Origin of the sequence: Proteus hauseri ATCC 700826 (genome assembly GCF_001654965.1) — a bacterium.
In the GTDB taxonomy this organism is placed as follows: Bacteria; Pseudomonadota; Gammaproteobacteria; order Enterobacterales; family Enterobacteriaceae; genus Proteus; species Proteus hauseri.
Genome location: NZ_LXEV01000021.1, coordinates 155,889 through 182,367 on the forward strand (window position 1 = coordinate 155,889; position 26,479 = coordinate 182,367).

24 protein-coding genes, 1 pseudogene and 1 other annotated feature are annotated in these 26,479 nt (G+C 38.1%); of the genes and pseudogenes, 18 read left to right on the forward strand and 7 right to left on the reverse strand.

Annotated elements, in window-relative coordinates; genetic code table 11:
- Positions 1 to 37: 37 nt before the first annotated feature.
- Complete coding sequence (locus tag M997_RS08600; RefSeq protein ID WP_064719809.1) at positions 38 to 466, reverse strand: PACE efflux transporter; 429 nt, start codon at positions 464 to 466, stop codon at positions 38 to 40.
- Between the two features lie 707 nt (positions 467 to 1,173).
- Here M997_RS08600 and thrS point away from each other — a divergent pair.
- From thrS to lplA, 18 genes and pseudogenes are all read left to right on the forward strand, one after another.
- Positions 1,174 to 3,102, forward strand: coding sequence for a threonine--tRNA ligase (gene thrS / locus M997_RS08605; RefSeq protein WP_064719708.1), 1,929 nt, complete (start codon positions 1,174 to 1,176; stop codon positions 3,100 to 3,102).
- A gap of 3 nt (positions 3,103 to 3,105) precedes the next feature.
- Complete coding sequence (gene infC, locus M997_RS17200) at positions 3,106 to 3,645, forward strand: translation initiation factor IF-3 (RefSeq protein ID WP_074379346.1); 540 nt, start codon at positions 3,106 to 3,108, stop codon at positions 3,643 to 3,645.
- A 94-nt stretch (positions 3,646 to 3,739) separates the two neighbouring features.
- Entirely contained in the window at positions 3,740 to 3,937 is a 198-nt protein-coding gene (gene rpmI, locus M997_RS08615) for a 50S ribosomal protein L35 (RefSeq protein WP_004263702.1), read from the forward strand.
- 41 nt (positions 3,938 to 3,978) lie between these two features.
- Positions 3,979 to 4,335: a 50S ribosomal protein L20 gene (rplT, locus tag M997_RS08620; RefSeq protein WP_036937406.1), complete on the forward strand. Its 357-nt coding sequence runs from the start codon at positions 3,979 to 3,981 to the stop codon at positions 4,333 to 4,335.
- A gap of 104 nt (positions 4,336 to 4,439) precedes the next feature.
- Positions 4,440 to 4,562 (forward strand) — a sequence feature (Phe leader region).
- 101 nt (positions 4,563 to 4,663) lie between these two features.
- Positions 4,664 to 5,647: a phenylalanine--tRNA ligase subunit alpha gene (gene pheS, locus M997_RS08625; protein ID WP_064719710.1), complete on the forward strand. Its 984-nt coding sequence runs from the start codon at positions 4,664 to 4,666 to the stop codon at positions 5,645 to 5,647.
- Between the two features lie 14 nt (positions 5,648 to 5,661).
- Positions 5,662 to 8,049, forward strand: coding sequence for a phenylalanine--tRNA ligase subunit beta (pheT, locus tag M997_RS08630; RefSeq protein WP_064719711.1), 2,388 nt, complete (start codon positions 5,662 to 5,664; stop codon positions 8,047 to 8,049).
- 4 nt (positions 8,050 to 8,053) lie between these two features.
- A complete protein-coding gene (gene ihfA, locus M997_RS08635; protein WP_036937394.1) occupies positions 8,054 to 8,350 on the forward strand; it encodes an integration host factor subunit alpha in 297 nt (98 codons plus the stop codon).
- A 350-nt stretch (positions 8,351 to 8,700) separates the two neighbouring features.
- Positions 8,701 to 9,711: a vitamin B12 ABC transporter permease BtuC gene (gene btuC / locus M997_RS08640; protein WP_064719712.1), complete on the forward strand. Its 1,011-nt coding sequence runs from the start codon at positions 8,701 to 8,703 to the stop codon at positions 9,709 to 9,711.
- Between the two features lie 4 nt (positions 9,712 to 9,715).
- The gene (locus tag M997_RS08645; protein ID WP_064719713.1) at positions 9,716 to 10,462 is read left to right on the forward strand and encodes a vitamin B12 ABC transporter ATP-binding protein BtuD; all 747 of its coding nucleotides are present in this window, start codon (positions 9,716 to 9,718) and stop codon (positions 10,460 to 10,462) included.
- A 136-nt stretch (positions 10,463 to 10,598) separates the two neighbouring features.
- Complete coding sequence (arnB, locus tag M997_RS08650; protein WP_064719714.1) at positions 10,599 to 11,744, forward strand: UDP-4-amino-4-deoxy-L-arabinose aminotransferase; 1,146 nt, start codon at positions 10,599 to 10,601, stop codon at positions 11,742 to 11,744.
- Positions 11,744 to 12,724, forward strand: a complete 981-nt coding sequence (gene arnC / locus M997_RS08655) for an undecaprenyl-phosphate 4-deoxy-4-formamido-L-arabinose transferase (protein ID WP_064719715.1) — start codon at positions 11,744 to 11,746, stop codon at positions 12,722 to 12,724. The genes arnB and arnC overlap by 1 nt, the downstream gene beginning before the upstream one ends.
- Positions 12,724 to 14,706, forward strand: a complete 1,983-nt coding sequence (gene arnA, locus M997_RS08660; RefSeq protein WP_064719716.1) for a bifunctional UDP-4-amino-4-deoxy-L-arabinose formyltransferase/UDP-glucuronic acid oxidase ArnA — start codon at positions 12,724 to 12,726, stop codon at positions 14,704 to 14,706. Before arnC ends, arnA begins: the two co-directional genes overlap by 1 nt.
- Complete coding sequence (gene arnD, locus M997_RS08665) at positions 14,706 to 15,599, forward strand: 4-deoxy-4-formamido-L-arabinose-phosphoundecaprenol deformylase (protein ID WP_064719717.1); 894 nt, start codon at positions 14,706 to 14,708, stop codon at positions 15,597 to 15,599. The genes arnA and arnD overlap by 1 nt, the downstream gene beginning before the upstream one ends.
- Before the next feature lie 7 nt (positions 15,600 to 15,606).
- Positions 15,607 to 17,269: pseudogene (gene arnT, locus M997_RS08670) on the forward strand (lipid IV(A) 4-amino-4-deoxy-L-arabinosyltransferase).
- Complete coding sequence (gene arnE, locus M997_RS08675; protein WP_064719718.1) at positions 17,269 to 17,610, forward strand: 4-amino-4-deoxy-L-arabinose-phosphoundecaprenol flippase subunit ArnE; 342 nt, start codon at positions 17,269 to 17,271, stop codon at positions 17,608 to 17,610. Before arnT ends, arnE begins: the two are co-directional and overlap by 1 nt.
- Positions 17,604 to 18,008: a 4-amino-4-deoxy-L-arabinose-phosphoundecaprenol flippase subunit ArnF gene (arnF, locus tag M997_RS08680; RefSeq protein ID WP_109406115.1), complete on the forward strand. Its 405-nt coding sequence runs from the start codon at positions 17,604 to 17,606 to the stop codon at positions 18,006 to 18,008. Before arnE ends, arnF begins: the two co-directional genes overlap by 7 nt.
- Positions 18,009 to 18,159: 151 nt before the next feature.
- A complete protein-coding gene (locus tag M997_RS08685) occupies positions 18,160 to 18,651 on the forward strand; it encodes an NlpC/P60 family protein (RefSeq protein ID WP_064719720.1) in 492 nt (163 codons plus the stop codon).
- A 77-nt stretch (positions 18,652 to 18,728) separates the two neighbouring features.
- Entirely contained in the window at positions 18,729 to 19,748 is a 1,020-nt protein-coding gene (gene lplA, locus M997_RS08690) for a lipoate--protein ligase (protein ID WP_064719721.1), read from the forward strand.
- A gap of 93 nt (positions 19,749 to 19,841) precedes the next feature.
- Here lplA and M997_RS08695 read toward each other — a convergent pair whose 3' ends face one another.
- From M997_RS08695 to M997_RS08720, 6 genes are all read right to left on the reverse strand, one after another.
- Positions 19,842 to 20,210, reverse strand: a complete 369-nt coding sequence (locus M997_RS08695; RefSeq protein WP_064719722.1) for a helix-turn-helix domain-containing protein — start codon at positions 20,208 to 20,210, stop codon at positions 19,842 to 19,844.
- A 519-nt stretch (positions 20,211 to 20,729) separates the two neighbouring features.
- Positions 20,730 to 21,524: a heme ABC transporter ATP-binding protein gene (locus M997_RS08700; RefSeq protein ID WP_064719723.1), complete on the reverse strand. Its 795-nt coding sequence runs from the start codon at positions 21,522 to 21,524 to the stop codon at positions 20,730 to 20,732.
- Positions 21,524 to 22,525, reverse strand: coding sequence for a FecCD family ABC transporter permease (locus M997_RS08705; RefSeq protein WP_064719724.1), 1,002 nt, complete (start codon positions 22,523 to 22,525; stop codon positions 21,524 to 21,526). The genes M997_RS08700 and M997_RS08705 overlap by 1 nt, the downstream gene beginning before the upstream one ends.
- On the reverse strand, positions 22,525 to 23,340 hold the full coding sequence (locus M997_RS08710; protein WP_064719725.1) for a heme/hemin ABC transporter substrate-binding protein: 816 nt from the start codon (positions 23,338 to 23,340) through the stop codon (positions 22,525 to 22,527). Before M997_RS08710 ends, M997_RS08705 begins: the two co-directional genes overlap by 1 nt.
- A gap of 15 nt (positions 23,341 to 23,355) precedes the next feature.
- Positions 23,356 to 24,405: a hemin-degrading factor gene (locus M997_RS08715; RefSeq protein WP_064719726.1), complete on the reverse strand. Its 1,050-nt coding sequence runs from the start codon at positions 24,403 to 24,405 to the stop codon at positions 23,356 to 23,358.
- A gap of 35 nt (positions 24,406 to 24,440) precedes the next feature.
- A complete protein-coding gene (locus M997_RS08720) occupies positions 24,441 to 26,468 on the reverse strand; it encodes a TonB-dependent hemoglobin/transferrin/lactoferrin family receptor (protein WP_064719727.1) in 2,028 nt (675 codons plus the stop codon).
- Positions 26,469 to 26,479: the final 11 nt, after the last annotated feature.

Here is a 26,479-nt window from a genome sequence, read left to right on the forward strand (position 1 = left end):
TATAGCAATTTAATCTTTAAGGTAGGCTAAAAAGTATTTAGCTTGTTGTATATATTCTTGGAAAGAACTTATCAAATACTAATGTAAACATATAGGTATAGATAAAAAAGAACACTAAAATAGTTAATTCCATCCCCATCGCTTTTATAAAATCTACATTGTACCACCACATATAGAGTGGAATTGTGAAGAGAAATAATCCTAATTCAAAACTAACAGCATGTATAAGGCGTGTGAGCACATTTCGTTTTTGAATTTTTAGCTTAAATTCCACAAATTCAAATAATGAATTGAAAAAGTAATTCCAAATAAGTGCAATAACAGAGACGGCAATGGCAACGGGTAGTGAATTGTGAGATTGGCTTTGGCTAAGAATTGCCAGCAACAGGGCGCTTAATAAAATAGCAATAGATTCAAAAGTGATTGCATAAACAAGTTTTCGAGGGCGAGGTTTGAGATAAAACACACTATATACCTTTATTTTTAACTGGACCGCCCCAGTGAATATTGTTTTAAAGCCACGGTTTCCGCTTAATACAATAATAATAAAATCAATAATAGATTGCAAAATTACTCATTTATAAAATTTATTTTTAATAAAAAGAATAATTTTTATAAATTAATTATTCTTTTTTGAAATTTTTTTGTCACTCTTGGATTTTTTAGATGCAACTAAATTAATAACTTAATTTTTCTTAGAATGAAAAGAGTCTGCAATTACACAGGAATGGGGATCTTCAAAGACTGTTGAAACTAAATCTTTTTTTGTTTCATTCTTGCTGATAAACCTATTTTTATGTGTTTTTCAGAAGGGGTTCTTTTTTATAAGTTTTCAAGAAATTTTCACTGTATAAAAACACAGCTTAAGGTGCTAAAGAGATAAAAAAGAGCTTTAAATGTTATAAAGTACTCAGCTATATCTTTACTTTGTATCACTTAAATAAATGTAGACAGATAAATGTATAAATCCTTATGGTCTGTGATAATATTCACACTGAGTTGCGATAAGGCTCGGTTATGTTATGGGTATTTACTTAGTAAATAGAGAGGCATAATTGTGTACATACCTCGCGAGGTAAAGTGAGAAGTTATCGTAACGTACTGAAAATTTATAAAATAAAAAGCTTGCAAGTGATCTTGCGTATGGGTCACCACTGTAATTAAGGATTTTAAATGCCAATTATTACTCTTCCTGATGGAAGCCAACGTCAATTTGAAAATGCAGTATCTGTCATGGATGTTGCTGCAGATATCGGCCCCGGTCTCGCAAAAGCCTGTATTGCAGGTCGTATTAATGGTGAGTTGGTGGATGCCTGTGAATTAATCGAAAACGATGCCAATCTAGCAATTATTACCGCCAAAGATGATGAAGGTCTTGAGATTATTCGTCACTCTTGTGCCCACTTATTGGGACATGCAATTAAACAACTTTGGCCTCAAACCAAAATGGCGATTGGTCCTGTTATCGAAAACGGCTTCTACTATGACGTCGATTTAGACCGCTCTTTGACGCAGGAAGACTTAGAAACTCTAGAAAAACGTATGCTAGAGTTGGCGAAAACAGATTATGACGTTATTAAAAAACGCGTAAGCTGGCGCGAAGCCCGCGACACTTTTGTTGCGCGAGGCGAAGATTATAAAGTGGCTATTCTTGACGAAAATATCAGTCAAGACTCGCAGCCAGGACTTTATCATCACCAAGAATATGTTGATATGTGCCGTGGTCCTCATGTACCAAACATGCGTTTCTGTCATAATTTTAAATTACAGAAAATTTCTGGCGCATACTGGCGTGGTAATAGCGATAACAAAATGCTACAGCGCATTTATGGTACCGCTTGGGCTGATAAGAAACAGTTAAAAGCCTATTTGCAACGTTTGGAAGAAGCAGCAAAACGCGACCACCGTAAAATTGGTAAACAGCTTGATTTGTATCATATGCAAGAAGAAGCGCCGGGTATGGCATTCTGGCATAATGATGGCTGGACAATTTTCCGTGAGTTAGAAACATTTGTGCGTTGTAAATTAAAAGAATATGATTATCAGGAAGTAAAAGGTCCATTTATGATGGATCGCGTTCTTTGGGAAAAAACAGGTCACTGGGAAAACTACAAAGAACATATGTTTACAACGTCTTCAGAAAATCGTGAATATTGCATCAAACCAATGAATTGCCCGGGCCATGTACAAATATTTAAACAAGGCCTGCGTTCTTACCGTGATTTGCCATTACGTATGGCTGAATTTGGTAGTTGTCATCGTAATGAACCATCAGGTGCATTGCACGGTTTAATGCGTGTTCGTGGCTTTACACAAGACGATGCACACATCTTCTGCACAGAAGAACAAATATTAAGTGAAGTAAATGACTGCATCAAATTGATTTATGATGTATATTCTACTTTCGGATTTGAAAAAATCGTTGTTAAGCTGTCAACTCGCCCAGAAAAACGCATCGGTGAAGATGCTTTATGGGATGTCGCAGAAGCAGACTTAGCAAAAGCGCTGACTGATAATAATATTGAATTTGAATATCAGCCAGGCGAAGGGGCGTTTTATGGCCCTAAAATTGAATTTACACTTTACGACTGTTTAGATCGTGCGTGGCAGTGTGGTACAGTACAGCTGGACTTCTCACTCCCAGGTCGATTAAATGCATCTTACGTTGCTGAAAATAATGAGCGTAAAGTACCTGTAATGCTTCACCGAGCGGTATTAGGTTCGTTAGAACGTTTTATTGGTATTCTGACAGAAGAATACGCAGGGTTCTTCCCGACTTGGTTAGCACCACAGCAGGTTGTCGTGATGAACATTACGGATGGACAGGCTGATTATGTACAAAAACTCGTCAAAGAATTGCAAGATGCCGGAATTCGTGCAAAAGCAGACTTGAGAAATGAGAAGATTGGCTTTAAAATTCGTGAACATACTTTACGTCGTGTTCCGTACATGCTTGTTTGCGGTGATAAAGAAGTCGAATCAGGCAAAGTAGCGGTTCGTACTCGCCGAGGAAAAGACCTTGGCAGTGTCGACGTTAACGAATTTAAAGAAAAGCTTCTGCAAGAAATTAGAAGCAGAAGTCTTCATCAGTTGGAGGAATAAGGTATTAAAGGCGGAAAAAGAATTCAATCAACGCGTCAGAATCGTATCAACAGTGAGATTCGCGCTCATGAAGTTCGTTTAACAGGTTTAGATGGCGAACAGATTGGTGTTGTTAGTCTGAAAGAGGCTCTTGAGAAAGCCGAGGAAGCAGGTGCTGATTTAGTAGAAATTAGTCCTAATGCCGAGCCGCCGGTTTGTCGTATTATGGACTACGGCAAATTCCTCTATGAGAAAAGTAAGACTCTCAAAGAACAGAAAAAGAAACAAAAAGTTATTCAGGTCAAGGAAGTTAAATTCCGTCCTGGTACAGATGAAGGCGACTATCAGGTCAAACTACGCAACCTGATTCGTTTTCTTGAAGATGGCGATAAAGCTAAAGTAACACTACGTTTTCGTGGTCGTGAAATGGCGCACCAACAAATCGGTATGGAAGTGCTTAACCGTATCCGTCAAGATTTGGATGAACTGGCAACTGTTGAATCTTTCCCTAATAAGATTGAAGGTCGTCAGATGATCATGGTGCTCGCACCGAAGAAGAAATAGTCGGGCAACTCAAGTAATAGCGCCAACTCTTCGGAGTTGGTAGTTATTCGCCTAATTATTTTATGTTATTAACAATGCGAAGTGGATTATAGAAATGCCAAAGATTAAAACAGTACGCGGTGCAGCTAAACGCTTTAAAAAAACTGCAGGTGGTGGCTTTAAGCGCAAACATGCTAACCTCCGTCACATTCTGACTAAAAAATCAACTAAGCGTAAACGTCATTTACGTCCAAAAGGCATGGTCTCTAAAGGAGATTTAGGCCTGGTCGTAGCTTGCTTACCATACGCATAAGTATCATTTTTTAACAGAATTCAAGACATTAGGAGATTAATATGGCTCGTGCTAAACGCGGCGTTGTCGCCCGTGCTCGTCACAAAAAGATTTTAAAGCAAGCTAAAGGTTATTACGGTGCACGTTCACGTGTATATCGTGTTGCTTTTCAGGCTGTTATCAAAGCTGGTCAATATGCGTACCGTGACCGTCGTCAGAAAAAACGTCAGTTCCGTCAACTGTGGATTGCGCGTATCAACGCAGCAGCTCGTCAGAACGGTATGTCTTATAGCCGTTTCATCAATGGTCTGAAAAAAGCATCCATTGAAATCGACCGTAAGATTCTGGCTGACATCGCTGTATTCGACAAAGTAGCATTTGCTGCACTTGTTGAAAAAGCGAAAGGTGCACTGGCTTAATGAGTCAGTAAGTAGAAGAGGGAGTTTTCTCCCTCTTTTATTTTGTTTGAATTTATGGCTTAATGATATAAATTCAATAAGTTAATACTCGACGAGATACAAATAATGTTAAGTTTTGCTTTTTTTCGCTTCTTTTTTTACTTTAGCGCCTGATTTAGGGGGCTTTGCGCGTAAGAAAAGAAACGAAAAGTAGCGCCTGAAGCCTCCAATATGGAGGCTTTTTTGTTTTCAACTCTCATATTGAGAGAGAAACCAAAAAGGGCAATTTTTTAATCGTCATCATTGATAACAACTAATAGACCTCATCAGGTCAAAGGAAGAGGAAACGATGCCACATCTCGCTGAACTCGTTGCTCAAGCTAAAGCAGCTATCGAAGAGGCACAGGATGTTGCTGCGCTGGATTCGGTTCGTGTTGAATACTTGGGGAAAAAAGGTCATTTAACGCTTCAGATGTCCACGCTGCGCGACTTACCCGCTGAAGATCGTCCAGCTGCAGGGGCTGTCATTAATCAGGCTAAACAAGAGGTTCAGCAAGCGCTGAATGCTCGTAAAGAACAGATGGAATCAGCAATATTAAATGAACGTCTATCTGCTGAGAAAATTGATGTCTCTTTACCTGGTCGTCGCATTGAAAATGGTGGCCTTCACCCAGTCACTCGTACTATTGAACGTATTGAAACTTTCTTTGGCGAATTAGGCTTTTCTGTTGAGAATGGCCCTGAAATTGAAGATGATTATCATAACTTTGATGCGTTAAATATCCCTGCTCATCATCCAGCAAGAGCAGACCATGATACATTCTGGTTTGATGCAAAACGTTTGTTACGTACGCAAACTTCAGGTGTGCAAATTCGTACCATGCAAGACAAACAGCCACCTATCCGTATTATTGCACCTGGTCGCGTATATCGTAATGATTACGACCAAACGCATACCCCAATGTTCCATCAAACTGAAGGTCTGATTGTTGATAAAGATATTAGCTTTACCAACTTAAAAGGCACATTGCACGATTTTCTAAAAAACTTCTTTGAAGAAGATATGGAAATTCGCTTCCGTCCTTCTTATTTCCCATTCACAGAGCCTTCTGCAGAGGTTGATGTTATGGGTAAAAATGGTAAATGGCTGGAAGTATTAGGCTGCGGTATGGTTCACCCGAATGTATTGCGTAATGTTGGTATTGATCCTGAAGTATACTCAGGTTTTGCGTTCGGTATGGGTATGGAACGCCTAACAATGTTACGTTACGGTGTAACTGATTTGCGTTCATTCTTCGAAAATGATCTTCGTTTCCTCAAACAGTTTAAATAAGGTGGGATTATCTCATGAAATTCAGTGAACTTTGGTTACGTGAGTGGGTAAACCCAGCGATTACTAGCGAAGAACTTTCTGAACAGCTGACAATGGCGGGTTTAGAAGTTGATGGCGTAGAAAAAGTTGCCGGTGATTTCCACGGTGTTTATGTGGGGGAAGTTGTTGAGTGCGGACAACACCCTAATGCTGATAAACTGCGGGTGACAAAAGTCAACGTCGGCGGTGATAGATTATTAGATATCGTTTGTGGTGCACCTAATTGCCGTTTAGGTTTAAAAGTTGCTGTCGCAACTGTTGGCGCTGTATTACCTGGCGATTTCAAAATTAAGGCAGCCAAATTACGTGGTGAACCATCAGAAGGCATGTTGTGTTCATTTTCTGAATTAGCTATTTCAGAAAGCCATGACGGTATTATTGAATTGCCTGCTGATGCGCCTATTGGCATGGATATTCGTGAATACTTAAAACTTAATGATAATGCAATTGAAATTAGCATCACACCTAACCGTGCTGATTGCTTAAGTATTATGGGTGTTGCTCGTGATATCGCAGTTGTCAATAAAATGGAGTGTCAAGTGCCAGATATGGCACCAGTAGAAGCGACCTCTGTGGCAACATTCCCAGTCCGAGTTGAAGCGCCACAAGCATGTCCTCGTTATTTAGGTCGTGTTTTCACTAATATGAATGTGAAGGCCAAAACACCTTTATGGATGCAAGAAAAACTGCGCCGTGGTGGGATCCGTTCTATTGATCCAATTGTTGATATTACCAATCTGATTTTATTGGAAATGGGGCAGCCTCTACATGCGTTTGATCTTGATCGTATTGAGGGAGCTGTTGTTGTCCGTATGGGTAAAGATGGTGAGAAACTGACTTTACTTGATGGCAATGAAATTACATTAAAAGACGATGTATTAGTTATTGCTGATGAAAAACAAGCTTTAGGAATGGCGGGTATTTTTGGTGGTGAATCTTCAGGTGTGAATGCGGAAACCAAAAATGTCTTCTTAGAGTGTGCATTCTTCTCTCCATTATCAATCACAGGTCGCGCCCGCCGTTATGGCTTACATACCGATGCATCTCATCGTTATGAGCGTGGCGTTGATTCAGCGCTTCAATATAAAGCAATAGAACGTGCGACTAAACTTTTATTAGAAGTGTGTGGTGGTGAAGTTGGTAAAGTGATTGATGTCACAAATGAAGAATTTTTACCCAATATTGCTCCAGTTAAATTAACTCGTGCAAAACTAGACCGCTTATTAGGTCATAAAATTGATGATGCACAAGTTCTCGATTCATTAACTCGATTAGGTTTTGGTGTTACTGTCGAGAATGATGGTTGGTTAGCAACCGTGCCAACATGGCGCTTTGATGTGCAAATCGAAGAAGATTTGATTGAAGAAGTTGCCCGTATTTACGGTTATAACAATATTCCTGATGTACCACTACGCGCTGATTTAATTATGACCAATCATCGTGAAGCGAACTTGCCATTAAAACGTGTAAAAACGATGCTGGTAGATAATGGATTTCAAGAAGCGATTACTTATAGCTTTGTTGATCCTAAGGTACAAAGTTTATTGCATCCTAACGAAGAAGCGTTAATTTTACCTAATCCAATATCATCAGATATGTCTGCAATGAGATTGTCATTATTGACAGGATTATTAACAACTGTGGTTTACAATCAGAACCGACAACAAACCAGAGTTAGGTTATTTGAAGCAGGTCTGCGTTTTGTTCCTGATAATCAAGCAGAATATGGAATACGTCAGGAACTTATGCTTGCTGGTGTGATTGCGGGCAACCGTTATGAAGAACATTGGTCTTTAGATAAGCAAACTGTTGATTTCTTTGATTTGAAAGGTAATATTGAATCGATTCTGGAATTGACAGGCCAGTTAGATGAAATTACATTTAAATCAGCCGAGCATCCAGCCCTTCATCCGGGACAAAGTGCTGGGATTTATCTGAGAAATGAATATATTGGCTGTATTGGTGTTGTTCATCCAGAGCTTGAACGTAAACTTGATTTAAACGGCCGCACGGTTGTATTTGAAGTACGTTGGGACGCTATTGCAAACCGCAATTTACCGCAAGCAAAAGCTGTTTCACGTTTCCCTTCAAATCGTAGAGATATTGCTGTAGTTGTTCCGAATGATGTAGCTGCAGAGGATATTTTAGCCGAATGTAAGAAAGTTGGCGGAAATCAAATAGTTGGCATAAACTTATTTGATGTGTATTGTGGTAAAGGAGTAGCAGAGGGTTATAAAAGCCTCGCTATTAGCTTAATCTTGCAGGATATCGAGCATACTCTGGAAGAAGATGAGATTGCTGCAACAGTCAATACCTGTGTAGCAGCATTGAAACAGCGATTCCAAGCATCCTTGAGGGACTAGACCTATGGCGCTTACAAAAGCTGAAATGGCAGAAAATCTGTTTGAAAAACTTGGTGTTAGCAAACGCGATGCAAAAGACCTTGTAGAAGCCTTTTTTGAGGAAGTGCGTCGTTCTCTGGAAAATGGAGAACAGGTGAAGCTGTCTGGATTCGGAAACTTTGACCTGCGTGATAAAAATCAGCGCCCTGGTCGTAACCCGAAAACAGGGGAAGATATTCCTATCACAGCTCGCCGTGTTGTAACTTTCCGCCCTGGACAAAAATTAAAGAGCCGGGTTGAGAGCGCGACACCGAAAGAGTAATATTTAGAGCACCCAAAACGGCCTTCTTTGAAGGTCGTTTTTTTTACTTATGATTTTTACAAGGCGATTTATTATTTTGTGATGTTATTAACGTAATAAAAATATTTTGCTTCATTTATAAACAGTTTTTTGATGTGCAATAGATTGGTCACTACACACTCATTATTATTCAACAAATCAAAACCTTCTTATTTTGATGGTTCTTTTTACATTCAGATTTCTTTCATACTACTCTATCTTTTATAAATACTATAATTAGTCAAATTATTAACCTATGTTGGGTATGAAAAATAAAAGCGAAAATAGATAAAGTTAAGGGAAATAAAAACAGATATGAAATTATAACTATTATGGATAACGAAAAAGATAATCTTCTTTATCAACTTAAAAAGAAGCAGCAAAAAAGCGATAATAAAAAATTATTTTTTATGACGATAGTAGTATCTCTTCTGGTTGTTTTTTCGCTCTCGGCTGGAGAGTTGTGGTTGTTTCCTAATCAATGGTTTTCCGCCGAGGCTAAATTATTTGTTTGGCAGATCCGGCTTCCTAGAATACTGGCTGTAATTATTGTTGGTGCAAGTTTAGCTATTGCTGGTGCTGTTATGCAGGCATTATTTGAAAATCCATTAGCAGAGCCGGGATTATTAGGTGTAAGTAGTGGGGCGGGTGTTTGTGTCGTGTTATTAATTACTCTACAAATAGGAACAACCTATTGGTTAATAAGTAGTGCTGCGATATTAGGCGCTCTGGGTATCACTCTTTTATTGATGTTTTTTACGCAAATTAAAAAACTTTCCAATGCACAGCTATTATTAATTGGAGTGGCGCTGGGTGTAATGGCAAGTGCGATAATGACATGGCTTGTCTATTTCAGCTCTGCTTTAGACTTAAGACAGCTTATGTACTGGTTGATGGGCAGTTTTAGCGGAATTGATTGGCGTCATCAGCTATTATTTTGGGCATTACTTCCCATTATTTTACTTTTATTTTGGCAAGCTGATATGCTGAATTATCTTTCTTTAGGAACTTTCAGAGCAAAACAATTAGGTATTTCAGTTCAACAATGGCGCAATAGATTTATTTTAGCTGTTGGGTTACTTGTTGGGTTAAGTGTGGCGTTAGCCGGTGCTATAAGCTTTGTAGGGTTAATTGTTCCACATTTATTAAGATTATGTGGCATTACTCATTACAAAACGTTATTGCCAGCATGTGCAATTACAGGAGGGGGATTATTGGTTTTAGCAGATCTTTTATCCCGACTGATACTAAATGGTGCAGAAGTTCCTATTGGCGTTGTTACAGCAACTATTGGTGCACCTCTATTTATTTGGTTATTAGCAACAAGGAAAATGGGGCGTTAATCTAATGGCACTGCTCAAAATAGATAAAATTAGTGTCCCAAATAGACTAAAACAGATTACGGCAAGTGTTGATTTTGGCGAAAGAATTCATCTTATTGGTGCTAATGGAGCAGGAAAAAGTAGTTTATTAAATGTAATTGCAGCAGAACTTTCATTTAGTGGGGACGTATTTCTAAACGAAACCTCAATAAGACATTATAAATATAATGATCTTTCTAGAATACAAGGCTTTGTTATACAACAATCGGAAGCTTTACCATTTATGCCAGTTTTCCACTATCTTTCGTTATTTCATCAACTATCAGAAATGAATAGTAAACAGTTGAATATATTATTTTATGATTTTCAAATAGATAAGTTATTGTCAAAAAATATTCAGCATTTATCTGGTGGTGAATGGCAACGCGTGAGAATTGTTGCGGTGTTTATACAACTATGGGCGGGTGACGATTTGAAAGGAAAACTAATGTTACTTGATGAGCCTATGAATAATTTAGATATTGTGCAATTAACAATATTAGATAAGTGGCTAGATAAATTTTGCCAATTAGGTGGTTCTATAATGATGAGCACTCATGATTTAAGACACAGCTATTTAAAAGCGAGCAAAGTGTGGCTAATTTCTGAGGGTATTTTAATCGGTTCAGGTACAGCAGAGATACTATTAGATGAAAACTTGTTATCTACTACTTTTAATACGGAAATCAAATGTCAGAATATAACAAATAAGGTCGATTGGCAGGTTATTTAACTTAATAGCATATCCAAAACATACTCAGCGGAAATTATTAAGCTTTCTTTAAGACTTTTTAATAAGAACTAATGCTGAGAAACTACAATTTGTATATAATTGTTTTTTATTCATTCATTAACTAGGCTACATTTTTATGAGTCATTTTCTTCCATTCTCCCGTCCAGCTATCGGGGATGAAGAGATCAAAGCCGTTGAAGGTGTTCTGCGTTCAGGTTGGATCACCACCGGCCCTCAAAACCATCAGCTTGAACAAGACTTCTGTAAGAAATTTGGTAGCAAACATGCTATCGCAATTTGCTCTGCGACAGCGGGAATGCATGTTGTTCTGATGGCTATGGGAATTGGCCCTGGTGATGAAGTTATTACTCCGTCGCAAACATGGGTTTCAACGATTAATATTATTACTTTACTCGGTGCTGAGCCTGTAATGGTTGATGTTGATCGCGACACATTAATGGTAAGCGCTGACGACATTAAAAAAGCAATAACACCAAAAACTAAAGCGATTATTCCTGTTCATTATGCAGGTGCTCCTTGTGATCTTGATGCCCTAAGGGGCGTTGCTGAAGAGGCAGGTATTCCTCTTATTGAAGATGCTGCACACGCAATAGGGACACGCTATAAGAATGAATGGATTGGTGAAAAAGGAACCTCTATTTTTTCTTTTCATGCAATTAAAAACGTGACTTGTGCCGAAGGTGGACTTGTTGTCACCGATAATGATGAATTAGCCAATAGAGTGCGTTGCTTAAAATTCCACGGTTTAGCGGTTGATGCCTTTGATAGACAAATTCAAGGCCGCAAACCACAGGCTGAAGTTGTGGAACCTGGCTATAAATATAACTTGTCTGATATTCATGCTGCGATAGCCGTCGTTCAATTAAACCGACTCGATGAAATGAATGCAAAACGTGCAGAATTAGTCGAGCTGTATCGCGAAAAATTAAAAAATTCACCATTATCAATGCTAAATATTCCACAATACCCACATTTACATGCTAATCATCTCTTTATGGTTCGAGTTGATAAACAAGTGTGTGGGATTGATCGTGATACTTTTATGGAAAAACTTAAGCAAAAAGATATTGGTACAGGGCTGCATTTCCGTGCTGCTCATACTCAAAAATATTATCGTGAGCGTTATCCTTCCTTATCCCTTCCTCAATCGGAGTGGAACTCTGCGACGTTATGCTCGTTGCCATTGTTCCCTGATATGAGTAATGAAGATGTTATTCGCGTTACAGATGCGATCAATGAAATCCTTTCGGAGCATATCTAGTGTCAACATTTGATAAAATCAATAAAGTTTCAGTTGTTATTCCTGTTTATAACGAAGAAGAAAGTCTGCCTGTTCTTTTAGAACGCACGATTAAAAGTTGTAAGCAACTTACCCAAGAGTACGAATTGATCCTTGTTGATGATGGTAGTAGTGATAATTCTGCAAAAATGCTGGTGGAAGCCGCTGAAATTGAAGATAACCATGTTATTGCTATTATTTTGAACCGTAATTACGGTCAACACTCCGCTATTATGGCGGGCTTTAATCAAGCTAAAGGTGACTTAGTTATCACATTAGATGCGGATTTACAAAACCCGCCAGAAGAGATCCCGCATTTAGTTACTACAGCTGAAGAAGGCTATGATGTTGTTGGAACTCGCCGTCGTAATCGCCAAGATTCATGGTTTCGTAAAACAGCTTCTAAAATGATCAATGCCATGATAACCAAGGCAACGGGGCGTTCAATGGGGGACTACGGCTGCATGTTAAGAGCCTATCGTCGTCACATTGTTGAAGCAATGTTACAGTGTCACGAACGCAGTACATTTATTCCTATTTTAGCGAATACTTTCGCTCGTCGTACTATCGAAATTGAAGTGGGTCATGCTGAGCGCGAATATGGTGATTCAAAGTACAGTTTTTTAAAACTCATTAATTTGATGTATGACTTATTAACTTGCCTAACAACCGCACCATTGCGCTTATTAAGTGTCGTAGGAAGTGTGATTGCTGTCGCTGGATTTTTACTCGCCGTACTTCTAATTGTACTACGACTTATTTTCGGTGCGATGTGGGCTGCTGAAGGTGTGTTTACACTCTTCGCTATCTTATTCATGTTTATCGGTGCGCAGTTCGTTGCAATGGGTCTATTAGGTGAATATATAGGCCGAATTTATAATGATGTAAGAGCGCGTCCTCGGTATTTTATCCAAAAAGTGGTTGGTGTTAAACAAACCAACGAAAATCAGGAAGAAGACTAATGAAAGCAATCGTATTTGCCTATCATGATATTGGCTGTGTCGGTTTAAAAGCACTTGAAAAAGCAGGTTTCGATATTCAAGCTGTATTTACTCATACTGACGATCCTAACGAAAATCATTTCTTCTCATCAGTTGCTCGTGTGAGTGCTGATATGGGCTTGACCGTATTTGCGCCAGAAAATGTCAATCACCCTTTGTGGATTGAGCGTATTCGTGAAATGAAGCCTGATGTCATTTTCTCTTTCTATTATCGTCATATGCTAAGTGAAGAGATCCTGAATCTAGCACCTAAAGGTGCGTTCAATTTACATGGTTCTTTATTACCCAAATATCGTGGTCGTGCACCAATTAACTGGGCAATTGTTAATGGCGAAACACAAACGGGTGTTACTCTGCATAAAATGACAGCAAAAGCAGATGCAGGTGACATTGTTGCTCAAGAAACAGTGACTATTGGTGAAAACGACACATCTCTTATTTTGCACGAAAAAGTTAAAGAAGCAGCTGAAAAACTAATGTTGAGTGTTTTACCACATATTTCTTCAGGTGATTATTCAACAACTAAGCAAGATGAAAGCCAAGCAACCTATTTCGGTCGCCGTAGCGCAGAAGATGGGTTAATTGACTGGAATGCAGATGCTAACGCTGTTCATAATTTAGTTCGTGCTGTAACAGAACCTTACCCTGGTGCATTCACCTTTTTAGGTGAGCGTAAAATGATCATTTGGCGTTCACGCCCTATTAATGATAATCAAGGTAAACGCCCTGGTACGGTTATTTCTACTGAACCTTTAGTGATTGCTTGTGCTAAAGGCGCGATAGAAGTTGTGACGGGTCAAAGCGAGAATGGCTTATATGTTCAAGGTAGTCGTTTAGCTTCTGAAATGGGTATCGTTACTGATGTACGTGTTGGGCCAAAAGCAACAGCACAAGTTAAACGTCGTAAACGTGTTCTGATTTTAGGTGTAAATGGTTTTATCGGTAACCATTTAACCGAGCGCCTGTTAAAAGATGATAATTATGATATCTATGGTATGGATATCGGATCTTCTGCTATCGAGCGTTTTATTGGTAACCCACGTTTCCACTTTATTGAAGGCGATGTAAGCATCCATACAGAATGGATTGAATATCACATTAAAAAATGTGACGTTATTCTGCCTTTAGTCGCGATAGCTACACCAATTGAATATACCCGTAATCCATTACGTGTATTTGAATTAGACTTTGAAGAAAACTTAAAAATTGTACGTTATTGCGTTAAATATAATAAACGTATTATTTTCCCATCCACTTCAGAAGTTTACGGAATGTGTGATGACAAAGAATTCGATGAAGATAATTCTCGTTTAATTGTTGGCCCAATCAATAAACAGCGTTGGATTTACTCAGTTTCTAAACAACTGTTAGACCGCGTTATTTGGGCATATGGTGCAAAGGAAGGTCTGAAATTTACTTTATTCCGCCCATTTAACTGGATGGGGCCGCGCCTTGATAACTTAAACTCTGCTCGCATTGGTAGTTCGCGTGCAATTACTCAGTTAATTTTGAACTTAGTTGAAGGCTCACCAATTAAATTGGTTGATGGCGGTGAACAAAAACGTTGTTTCACAGATATTAATGATGGTATCGAAGCATTATTCCGCATCATTGAAAATCGTGATAATAAATGTGATGGCCAAATTATTAATATTGGTAATCCAATTAACGAAGCAAGTATCCGTGAATTAGCCGAAATGCTGTTAGATTGCTTTGAAAAACATGAGTTACGTGGACATTTCCCTCCATTTGCCGGCTTTAAGAAAATCGAAAGTAGCAGCTATTATGGTAAAGGCTACCAAGATGTTGAACACCGTAAGCCAAGCATTAAAAATGCAGAACGTTTATTGGATTGGAAACCAACGATAGAAACACGCCAAACAGTTGAAGAAACATTAGATTTCTTCTTACGTGGCGCAGTTGAAGAGTTAGGTAACAAATAATGAAGAAAGTTGGCTTGAGAGTCGATGTGGATACTTATCGAGGAACTAAAGAAGGTATTCCGCAGTTGCTGGAAGTATTTGCCAGACATAACATTCAGGCCAGCTTTTTCTTCAGTGTCGGTCCAGACAATATGGGGCGCCATTTATGGCGCCTTTTGCGACCGAAATTTCTGTGGAAAATGCTAAGGTCAAATGCCGCGTCGTTATATGGGCTTGATATTTTGCTGGCAGGAACAGCGTGGCCAGGTAAAAAAATTGCTCAAAATTTAGGTTATTTGATGAAACAAACCCAAGATGCAGGTCATGAAGTAGGTTTGCACTCGTGGGATCATCAAGGTTGGCAAGCAAAAGTAGGGCGTTGGACGACGGAAGAATTAACGCAACAAGTGCATTTAGGTGTCGAAGCACTAGAAAAAGCACTTGAGGGTCCTGTTAAATGTTCGGCTGTTGCTGGATGGCGAGCAGATGAGCGTGTATTAACAGTTAAAGAAAACTTTCAATTCGATTACAATAGTGATTGTCGTGGAACGCATCCTTTTAGACCTATTTTAGCAAATGGTTCTATCGGTACGGCGCAAATTCCAGTAACATTACCTACTTATGATGAAGTGGTTGGTACAAAGGTAAAGGATGAGGATTTTAATCAATTTATTATTGATGAAATCAAAAAAGACAAAGGAATACCTGTTTATACTATCCATACTGAAGTTGAAGGAATGTCAAAAGCAGCTCAATTCGAGCAGTTACTGGCAATGATTGCAAATGAAGGCATCGAATTCTGCCCACTAAGCGATTTATTACCGAAAGATAAAGAAACGCTTCCGATAGGCAAAGTTGTTCGATCTGACTTTCCGGGTCGAGAAGGCTGGTTAGGGTGCCAACAAGAGGTCTAACAAAACTATGTTGAATAACCGGGCGAGTAAAATCGGGGCCATCCTCTTGGCTCTTTTTTTTTGTTCTTACCTACTTATTTCCATTGAACAGCCGGTTATTATGGCAACCAGATGAAACTCGTTACGCGGAAATTAGCCGCGAAATGGTGGTGAGCGGGAACTGGATTGTTCCCCATATGCTGGATATTCGCTATTTTGAAAAGCCTGTTGCAGGATATTGGATCAACAATATCAGCCAAGTTATTTTTGGTCATACTAATTTTGCTGTACGCTTTGGTTCCGTTATTTCTATTCTTTTAAGCACATTACTTGTTTATTTATTAGCTAGAATGATGTGGCGTAATCGCCAAGTTGCCTTTGTTTCTAGTTTAATTTATTTATCAATGTTCCTTGTGTTTAGTGTTGGTACATATAGCGTACTTGATCCTATGCTTGCCCTTTGGGTAACAGCAAGTATGGTTTGTTGTTTTTGGGCATTGAAAGCAACTACAGTTAAAACACGAATACTGGCATGGATAACCCTTGGTTTAGCTTGTGGTATGGCATTTATGACTAAAGGCTTTTTGGCATTAGCCATACCCGTTATCGTTATGGTTCCTATTACGCTTTATCAACGGCGCTTTGTGCAAATGCTTTTGTATGGCCTACTTGCAGTATTAGGTGCTGCATTAATTAGTTTGCCGTGGGTTTTGGCAATAGCTAAGGCTGAACCTGATTATTGGAATTATTTCTTCTGGGTTGAGCACATTCAGCGTTTTTCTGGCGACGATGCTCAACACAAAGCACCAATTTGGTACTATATACCAGTGGTCATATTAGGCGTTATTCCTTGGCTTGGGTTGTTACCAGGTGCACTTATTAGCGCATGGAAGAAAAAACGTAAGCGTCCTGAGTTATTCTTTTTACTCTGTTGGTTTGTTGTTCCATTCCTATTTTTTAGTATTGCAAAGGGTAAGTTACCAACGTACATGTTGCCTTTTATGGCACCCCTTGCGATGTTAATGGCAAAATATGGTGTTGATTGCGCGAGAAAGTTCAGAATGAAAGCGCTGAGAGTCAATGGCTATATTAATATCTTTATTGGTGTTGCTGTCGTTATTGCTATTTTGGTGATTCAATTAATATCTTCTAAACCTATTTATATGCCTTATGAGTGGTCTAAATGGGTATTAGCAATAGTGGCTTTCTCTTTATGGGGCATTATTGGGTATTTATGTTCAACTCTTAATGGTAAACACTGGTTGTGGGCAGCATCTTGCTCATTAGGCGTCAGTTTATGTATTGGACAAGCGATTCCTAATAGCAGCGTAGATGGTAAATTACCGCAAGAATTTATTCGCCAAAATATTAATACACTAAAATCTAGCCAATATGTTGTAAGCAGCAGTGTGGGTGTTGGTGCTGGTTTGGCATGGGAATTACAACGTAGTGATATTTATCTATATGAAAGAACAGGTGAATTAACCTATGGTGTTAAGTACCCCGATTCACAACATCGTCTGATTAAACCAGATAATTTTGCTCAATGGTTAGAAACAGCAAGAAAAGAAGGTAATGTTTCAGTTGTTGTAACATTCAAAGATCCGAAAACATTAGCGAGATTCCCAAGACCTGAAGAGTTGGTAACAAATCAGAGAATAGCAATATTAACTTATGAGAAACGAGAGTGATGTCATTTGTTTTATTGCTAATTGTTAGTTTGTTAACTTGTATTGGACAAGTTTGTCAAAAACAAGCTGTTGTAAGTTGGCAAAGTAATTCAACCATAAAAGCCAGAAAAACGATTTTCTGGCTTATTGTTGCGATAGCAATGTTAGGCTTTGGTATGCTGTTCTGGCTGCGATTATTACAAATTTTGCCACTGAGTATTGCTTATCCGATGCTAAGTATTAACTTTATTGTTGTCACTCTAATAGGGCAGTTTGTTTATAAAGAACCAGTGAATGCTAAGCATTGGATAGGAATTGTTTCAATTATGTTGGGTATCGTGTTGATGAGTACGCAATCATGAAGGGGTATCTATGGGCTATTGCTAGTGCGCTATTAGTAACAGCAGCTCAATTACTATTAAAAATAGGAATGTCGAGATTACCAGAATTACAGTTGGAAAAGCACTGGTTTGATTTTTCATGGCTATGGGCAAATGTTGGATCTTTAAGTATCGTATTTGCTGGCCTTGTGGGATATGTATTATCAATGGTGTGTTGGTTATTCACATTACGAACAATACCTTTAAATAAGGCGTACCCACTTATTAGTTTAAGCTATGTGTTTGTTTATATCCTCGCAGTTGCATTGCCTTGGTTTCAAGAAACACCGTCATTAACAAAAACGTTAGGTATTGTATTTATTATGATTGGCGTTTGGTTGATTAGTCAAAAAACAAAAGAAACCACAAAATCCCACTAAACATTTTCACGCTATTAATGAATAATCTCTCTCATTGTGAGTTATTGTGCTATTAGCTAGTGAGTTATTATACTTCTATCTTCAATAGCTTGTTTTTGTTTGTAAAAACAGATAAATTTTAAAACCTACTGCGATTATTATGGTGAATGCAATGAGAAAGTCAGTTTTTTATCCTTTCTTACTCTGTATTATCCTTTTGGCTGGTTGCTCCTCTAGCCCTTCTAAACGCATGCCTCCAGCTCCACCATTAAAAACACAGCTTTCTGATCCTATTATGGTTATTGTTCAATTAAAGTCGCAATTAGAACAATGGTATGGCACACCTTATCGGTATGGTGGAATGAGCCCTTCAGGAATTGATTGCTCTGGCTTTGTTTATAAAACTTATAGTGATCGTTTTGATATTCAGCTTCCACGTATGACGATTGATCAAACTAAATATGGTACACAAATTAATAAAAATGATTTGATGCCAGGTGATTTAGTTTTCTTTAAAACAGGTGGGGGTGAGAATGGGCTTCATGTTGGTATTTATGATACTGATAATACCTTTATCCACGCATCAACAAGTAAAGGGGTGATTCGCTCATCACTTGACAACGTTTATTGGAAAAAGACTTTCTGGCAGGCTCGTCGTTTGTAATTTCGTGCCATTGAGACGCTAACTCTATGAGTGTTATGGTATCTTATACCTTATTTTCTTCTTATTAGGTACTCCTTATGTCAGGCAAATTGCGACTGTTAATTTCTGATTCTTACGATCCTTGGTTTAACCTTGCCGTTGAAGAGTGTATTTTTAGACAAATGCCCGCAGAACAACGAGTTTTATTTCTTTGGCGTAATGATAATACTGTGGTTATTGGCCGCGCTCAAAACCCTTGGAAAGAGTGTAATACACGTAAGATGGAAGACGATGGTGTGAAATTAGCGCGTCGTTCAAGTGGTGGTGGTGCGGTTTTTCATGACTTGGGAAATACGTGTTTTACCTTTATGGCCGGTAAACCGGAATATAATAAAACTGTTTCAACGCAAATCATTCTTGATGGGCTAGCAAAAGCAGGAATTAATGCGATAGCTTCAGGGCGTAATGATTTGGTCGTTTCTCATAATGATGGTGAGCGAAAAATATCAGGCTCTGCTTATAAAGAAACTAAGGATCGTGGTTTTCATCACGGTACATTATTGATTAATGCGGATTTATCGCGCTTAGCAAATTATCTCAATCCAGATCCTAAAAAGCTTCAAGCTAAAGGCATTACTTCTGTGCGTTCCAGAGTAACAAATATTATTGAATTAAAGCCTGAGATAACGCACGAGCTACTTTGTAAAACAATTACTGAAAGTTTTTTTGAATATTATGGTGAAACAGTGGATGCAGAAATCATCTCACCACAAAAATTACCTGATTTACCTGGATTTGCTGAGACATTTGCGAAACAAAGTAGTTGGGAATGGAACTTTGGGCAAGCGCCCGCATTTTCTCATTTACTTGATAATCGTTTTAAATGGGGTGGTGTTGAGCTTCATTTTGATATTGAACGTGGCAATATTATTAAAAGTCAGATCTTTACAGATAGTTTAGATCCAGCACCTTTAGAAGTACTTTCTGAAATGTTAGTAGGGCAACGCTATTCGACAGATTCACTAAAAAAGCTTATTGAGCGACTGAAGATAGAGTTTCCACAAAACAGTATTGAGTTAGATGAGCTTAAACAGTGGTTAATAAGTGCAATTGCCTAAAACCAATGATAGTTAAATCAGATAAAAAAACCAGTCTTTGTATTAGTACAAACGCTGGTTTTTTATGTGATAGTAGCGGGTGACAAAATATTTTTAGTGATCCTGACATGACATAAAGCAATGAGTATCAGGCATTTGACCATTTTCTCTAAACTTAGCTGGCGTAGTATTAAAATGCTTTTTAAAGATACGAGTAAATGTTGCTTGAGAACTAAAGCCATACATTAAAGCAATATCCAAAATAGGCATCTCTTTTTCTTGTAATGATTTAGCCGCTTCTAATAAACGACGTTTACGAACATATTCGCCTAAAGTACAACCTTTAAAATCTTTAAAGATACGTTGCAAGTGCCACTTAGAGTAACCACTTTTATTTGCAATCGTATCAATTTTTATGCCTTCGTTTCGCTGTAACTGCGTTTCCAGCCATTTAAGAATATCATTAACGACATTTTCAGCCATAAAACCTCCCACAAATAAGGTGGGGACACAGTGCCCAATTAATAGAATAGTAACGTATGTTATTTATAACCTATTTTAAGCATGGGGAGAATAACTGGTAGGCAAAAAGTGCTTTTTGTTATTGATAATCATTATCACAGCGATAGGAAAAAACAATAAGTAGTCTAATAAAGATAGTTAGTGAGCCGTTTTGATAAATAATATTAATTTCATCGACTTTTATTTTATTGAATTTATTAAATTATTTTCAATTTTAATGCACTGTTATGGTTATAAATTATGATATTGTTATATTATAATGTTTAAATCATAAGCTAATCATTGATTAAGGTGTATTTAAAAGTCAATTTACTTAATTGTAGGAGTAAATATATAGTTTAATTATTCTAATCAATTTTCGTAGAGTTACTTATGGTGAAAAACTTAATTAAATATGTACTTATTATATAAAAAAACCATTACTTAAGGTGAGTTTTAAGTAATGGTTTAGAGTATTAACGTTTTATTGCTTCTATGGTATTAGGGACGCAAAAAAACTTGGGGATGTGATAATTCAGGGTGAATACCAACATTTACATCAGCACCATACCAACTTTGAATATTATCAGCAGTTAATACTTCAGTAGGTGTTCCTTCGCAAGCAAGTTTACCTTGATGTAATAATAAGATCCTATCGGCATAAAGTGACGCTAAATTAAGATCGTGAAGCACACAGCACACCATTAAATTTTGAGTTTTTGCCAGTTGTTTTAATAATCGTAAGCTATGTTGCTGGTGGTAGAGATCTAACGCAGATGTTGGCTCATCAAGAAACAATGCGGCCTTTTGAGGAGAAGGATGCCATAGCTGTGCAAGTACTCTAGCAAGCTGTACACGTTGCTGTTCACCTCCTGATAATTGGCGATAGTCTCGATTTTTAAATTTTAAACAATCTGTTTGTAGCAGAGCGGTTTCTACAGCGATTTGCTTATTTTGTTGTCCATGAGGCGTTCTTCCCATAGCGACAACCTCTTCGACAGTAAATGAAAATGAGAGTTGGCTATTTTGGCGCATTACAGCACGATTTTGTGCTAATGCTCGGCTATTCCACTGTGTGTATGTTTTGCCTTTAAAATAGCATTCGCCTTGAGTTGGTGAAGTATATCCCGTTAATAAACGTAATAAGGAGGATTTACCAGCACCATTAGGCCCAATGATGGCAACTAATTCACCACTATCAAGTGATAACGAAACATCATTAATAATTGTTTTATTACCAATTTGATAGGCCAGGTTTTTTCCATAAAGTAGTGGCATTTTTTCTAATGGTTTCATTACATTCGTCCTGCTGGTTGTCTTAATATAAGCCAAAGGAAATAGGGACCTCCGATTAATCCTGTAATTAATCCAACAGGTATTTCAGCAGGAGAAACTAATGTTCTTGATAAAGTATCAGCAGCAAGTAAAAGTGTTGCGCCACCTAAAATAGTGGCTGGAAGTAGCCAAACATGATTACTACCTATTCTCATACGTATAAGGTGTGGTACAACTAATCCAATAAAACCGATCACTCCACTTAGTGCGACGGCACAGCCAATAAGAATGGCGCTCAGCAGCAAAAGAATAAACTTAGTTCTTCTTACATTTAATCCTAAATAATGTGCTTCTTCATCACCCAATTGGAGTAAGTTTAGTTTATGACTTTGCCAACAGGCTAAAATACTAACAGGAATGATCACTAGAGTGGCTATAGAGAGTGTTTTCCAATCAATCTGACTAAGAGATCCCATCATCCATAATGAAAACTGGCGAAGTTGTTGATCAGTACTGATATAACTTAATACACCAATAAAAGACATGCAGAGCGCATTTATCGCGATCCCTGCCAATAATAATCGAGCTAAATTACCATCACTTAATTGATGAAGAGAAAAAATAATCATAGCGACAATTAGGCCACCAATAAATGCAGCAATAATATGGCTATAAAAAGAGAATGCGGGAGAAAAAGAAAATGGCAAAATAATAACGATAGCGACCATTAAAGCGGCGCCACTGCTAATACCAAGAAGACCCGGATCGGCAAGTGAATTTCTAAATAAACCTTGCATTATTGCGCCAGAAATAGCTAATGCGCCGCCGACAAGAATAGCTAATAAGACACGAGGCAAGCGAATATCTAGCCAGATTTGCCATTCCATATCATCAAAAGACTTATGCCAAAGTGTATTAAATGAGAGCGCTAAGGCTCCACTATTGACAGAAATTAAGGTAACCACGGTAAGTAATAGCAATAAAGCAAGAATACCTACCCACGGAGAGCGAAAATGAACCATTATTGCTCCAATGCTTGACGAATTTGATGCATTACTTCTGGTGTAGAAAGTGTAAAGCCCAGTAGTCCCATATCATTAACAACCACGTAGTGTTTATTTTTACCTGCCGGTGTGTATTTTATGCCGGGTAATTCCCACAATTTATCTATTCCACCAATGGTTTTAAGCCCTTCGGTGGTGACTAATAAAATATCGGGTTGGCTAGCAATAACACCTTCTTGAGAGAGAGGACGATAGCTAGTAAAACCTTGCATGGCATTTTTCCCTCCCACTAGTGTAATTATGGTATCAGCTGCGGTATTTTGTCCGGCAGCCATTGGAACAACACCACCATGACTCATAATATAAATCACTTTTTTATCTATCGGTGTTGTTGGAATTTTAGCTATAGCTTGATTAAGCTTTTGTTTTAATTGATTACCTTCTTCTGTTTTATTGAGTAAGTCAGAAATAGTTTCTATTTTTTGGTTAATGGCTTCTAAACTGTGTATTCCTGTTATCGTTTTTACGGGTACACCAGCTGCTTTAATACGACGTAAAGCAAGTGATGGACGAGCTAACTCACTGGTAATAATCAAGGTTGGTTTTACAGAAAGAATACCTTCAGGGCTTAACATACGCATATAGCCAACATCAGGAAGCGCTTTAACACTTTCAGGTACTAAGCTTGTGCTATCGCGGGCAATAACTTGTTCGCCAGCACCCAGTGCAAAAACAATTTCTGTAATATCACCACCAATAGTTACGATACGTTCAGCCGCAGATGTTGTAACGGTAGTAAGTAAACACAGGGTGAATAGAAGCCATTTTTTCATTAGTTTATTCTCCGATTACACAATTTTGGCGAGAGTATTCACTTGTTCACGCCATTGTTGTTGCTCCGCGGTTCCTTCAGTACGTTGTCCATAAAGTTGAGCAATTTGCTGACCTTTGTTATCAAAGATCTCTAGGCTAGTAACAAAACCATCTTGGGTTGGTTTACGAGTGATCCAGCTTTCTGCAATTTCGCTTTCGATAACATGTAATGTAAATGCAGGATTAAAGACGTTAATCCAGACTTGATCACTATTTTCAAACTGATGAGGTACTAAGCGGTCTATCGTACCCGTAAAAATTTGCACACAACCACGGCTACCAACAAAGATCATAATTTCATTTTGGGCTTCTTTGGCCTGTTCTAATAATGTTTTTAGTGCACTATTGTCTACTTGGTATGCTAAATCATCGCTAACGGCTTTAAAGGCTTGTTGACGGCTGAGATTGTGTTCTTTTAATAATTTGAAAAATTGATGTACATCTGTCATTGAACGCCATTGTTGATCAAGTTGTTGAGCGAGTTCGTCATTTACAGGAGTATCAGTAAAAGGTTCGACAGGGATGATATCTAAGACTGGGTTTTCTTCTGATAAAAACATTTGAATAAGCGCTTCCCACTCATCCATATTGGTATTATCAGTGACGTAAACTTTATGTAATGCATCACCATGCATATCAAAAAACTGAATACTATGGCGAGGGCCTTTGGCAGTTTCTTCAGTTAATGAAAAAATACTTTTCCAGTAAGAGAAAAAGAAACGTAAATCAAGTTCATGAGGGTTGAGGATCAATCCTGCGTGATCATTAAAACGTGCATTGGTATATTCACCAAGATGCTCATGAACGGCGATATCGTTCCGAGTAATGGCTTTTACTTCACCGACTTTACCTAATGCAGTTAGAAGATCACGTACATCATTACGTAGACGTTTTGCATCATGACCAACACGAGCATGGGTTAGTTGTGCTTCGCTAACATTTAAATAAGCGGCTAAATCACGAGCATAAGGTGCTTTTTTATCCGCTTTTGCTTGCAGGTAGCTCTCATAAAGAGATGTATTCACAGAAACTCCTATTATATTGTTTATTTTAGTAATAATTAAAACTGATAACTCATTAGTACTTTTGCGTTACGACCTTCTTGGGGAATACCAGCAGAAGAGTAGTAAGTTTTATCAAAAGTATTACTAAGTACTATCGATGTTGTTAGTCCTTTAAGAGAGGCATCACCTTCATATCGAAGATAAAAATCGTTAACGGCATAACCTGCTTGTTGATTATTGGCAGGCCGGTTAAAACGGTTTGTTTTCGTAAAATCTGTATGTTTGGTAAATTGGCCTAACCAACCGACAGAAATGTGTGAGCTTGGTATTGGTATATCAAAACGGTTTGTTAAAGTATCTGGTTCAACTGAGATGATAGATGCATTTGTTGCATTATCTTTCCCTTTTGTATGGTTATAGGCTAAGTCCCAATTAAAGTAGCGCGACTCATAATTCATAGAAACATCCCAACCCCAAATAGTTGCTCTTGAAATATTTGCAGATTGTGTATATCCCTGAAATATCGCGACATCTGCATCAATATAATCTTTTGCTCGTGTATTGAAATGGGCGATTTTAATTTTCAGATTATCATTATTAGATAATACGTCGTCGAATTGAAAACCGAATCCGTATTCAGTTGTTGAATTGGTTTCGGGTTTTAAATTAGGATTTGGTCGCCAATAGTTAGTAGGTGCACCAGGGAAGGGGGCATCAAAATGTTTTGAGTCGTTATACATTTCACCCAAAGTCGGGGCGCGAAAAGCTTGTGAATAAGACGAATAAAGCATTAGCCAATCTGTTGGCGTAACGCTGATAGCGCCTTTTGATGACCATTTATTGGCGCTGATATCATCATAACGATCATTTTGGCTTTTATATTTGTCAAAACGTGTACCAATTATTAATGAAACAGGTAGATCACGTAGTGTCATTTCATCTTGCAGCCAACCAGACATAAAACGAATATCTGCTTGAGGAAAACTTTCTGTATTTTGGCTAGGGTTCTGTTTTTGTTTGTAAATTTCACTACCATAAGTAAAACTATGAGCAGCAAAACTATGTAATCCAAGATTTGAGCGATTTTCTAGTTTTATGCCATAAGTCTTTTGTTGACGACCTTCGAGTCCGTTTTGTGTTGTTTTTGCATTAATATCAATTTCACTGTAATAAGCCTGCGTTTTCACATTTAGCCAAGGTGAATTTGCAGGATTATATTGATAGGTAATTTGCCCATCTTTTTGAGTTGTTGTTCGATCAGTTTGTACATTAGCCGTAGAGGCGTTACTTGCGATTTGAGGATTTTTAGGTTGATTAGTATCGTTATGGTAATAGCGTAATTGCCCACTCAATGAGTTTTCATTATCAATAAGCCAACGACCTTTTGATAAAAGATTAAATACTGTTTCATCGTTTTGAGCACGATAGCCACCGCCATAACGAATATCACCTTTATCACGAGCCGAAAAAGCGATAAGTCCATCTAAATTATCTTGGCGGCCAAAAGCAGTAACACCAAAACCTTGGCTATGCTGTGCTGTATTACCTAAACCAATAACTCGAACACCACCACGTTCATTTTGTGATAATAAGTCACTTGCATTAACTGTGTCATAAGCTATAACGCCACCTAATGCGCCACTGCCATATAATAAAGCAGAGGGGCCTCTAATCACTTCAACTTGTTTAATAAGTAATGGGTCAATAAAAATACTGTCTATATGTCCTGTATCAGTTCCTTGGCGTATACCATCTACCAGCGTCAAAATGCCATTTTTATCATATCCACGCATACTAATAGTTTCTCCATTAGTACGTCCTGCACCAGAGATAGAAACGCCTGGTAAATGGCGAAGCAATTCTGTAGCGCTGCCTGCTGTTTCTGATAATGCGGTATTATTTTTAATTACCGTAGACATCATCGGAAGTGAGAAGCTATCTCTTTCATTACCTGTCGCATAAACCGTAAGGACTTCTGTTTTTTTCTCTGTATTCGTTTGCTGTATTTCTTGCGCGGTTGCATAACTAGATGAAATCGCTAATGCAAGCAAACTGAACTTGATAAAACGAGGTGACTGAGACATGCAGATGGATC

Coding starts and splice junctions, on each gene's coding strand:
- M997_RS08720 (WP_064719727.1), bottom strand. CDS start 26,468: ATGTCTCAGTCACCTCGTTTTATCAAGTTCAGTTTGCTTGCATTAGCG.
- rpmI (WP_004263702.1), top strand. CDS start 3,740: ATGCCAAAGATTAAAACAGTACGCGGTGCAGCTAAACGCTTTAAAAAA.
- pheT (WP_064719711.1), top strand. CDS start 5,662: ATGAAATTCAGTGAACTTTGGTTACGTGAGTGGGTAAACCCAGCGATT.
- ihfA (WP_036937394.1), top strand. CDS start 8,054: ATGGCGCTTACAAAAGCTGAAATGGCAGAAAATCTGTTTGAAAAACTT.
- M997_RS08695 (WP_064719722.1), bottom strand. CDS start 20,210: ATGGCTGAAAATGTCGTTAATGATATTCTTAAATGGCTGGAAACGCAG.
- arnA (WP_064719716.1), top strand. CDS start 12,724: ATGAAAGCAATCGTATTTGCCTATCATGATATTGGCTGTGTCGGTTTA.
- M997_RS08685 (WP_064719720.1), top strand. CDS start 18,160: ATGAGAAAGTCAGTTTTTTATCCTTTCTTACTCTGTATTATCCTTTTG.
- arnD (WP_064719717.1), top strand. CDS start 14,706: ATGAAGAAAGTTGGCTTGAGAGTCGATGTGGATACTTATCGAGGAACT.
- rplT (WP_036937406.1), top strand. CDS start 3,979: ATGGCTCGTGCTAAACGCGGCGTTGTCGCCCGTGCTCGTCACAAAAAG.
- arnB (WP_064719714.1), top strand. CDS start 10,599: ATGAGTCATTTTCTTCCATTCTCCCGTCCAGCTATCGGGGATGAAGAG.
- pheS (WP_064719710.1), top strand. CDS start 4,664: ATGCCACATCTCGCTGAACTCGTTGCTCAAGCTAAAGCAGCTATCGAA.
- M997_RS08645 (WP_064719713.1), top strand. CDS start 9,716: ATGGCACTGCTCAAAATAGATAAAATTAGTGTCCCAAATAGACTAAAA.
- M997_RS08700 (WP_064719723.1), bottom strand. CDS start 21,524: ATGAAACCATTAGAAAAAATGCCACTACTTTATGGAAAAAACCTGGCC.
- thrS (WP_064719708.1), top strand. CDS start 1,174: ATGCCAATTATTACTCTTCCTGATGGAAGCCAACGTCAATTTGAAAAT.
- btuC (WP_064719712.1), top strand. CDS start 8,701: ATGGATAACGAAAAAGATAATCTTCTTTATCAACTTAAAAAGAAGCAG.
- M997_RS08705 (WP_064719724.1), bottom strand. CDS start 22,525: ATGGTTCATTTTCGCTCTCCGTGGGTAGGTATTCTTGCTTTATTGCTA.
- M997_RS08710 (WP_064719725.1), bottom strand. CDS start 23,340: ATGAAAAAATGGCTTCTATTCACCCTGTGTTTACTTACTACCGTTACA.
- arnE (WP_064719718.1), top strand. CDS start 17,269: ATGTCATTTGTTTTATTGCTAATTGTTAGTTTGTTAACTTGTATTGGA.
- lplA (WP_064719721.1), top strand. CDS start 18,729: ATGTCAGGCAAATTGCGACTGTTAATTTCTGATTCTTACGATCCTTGG.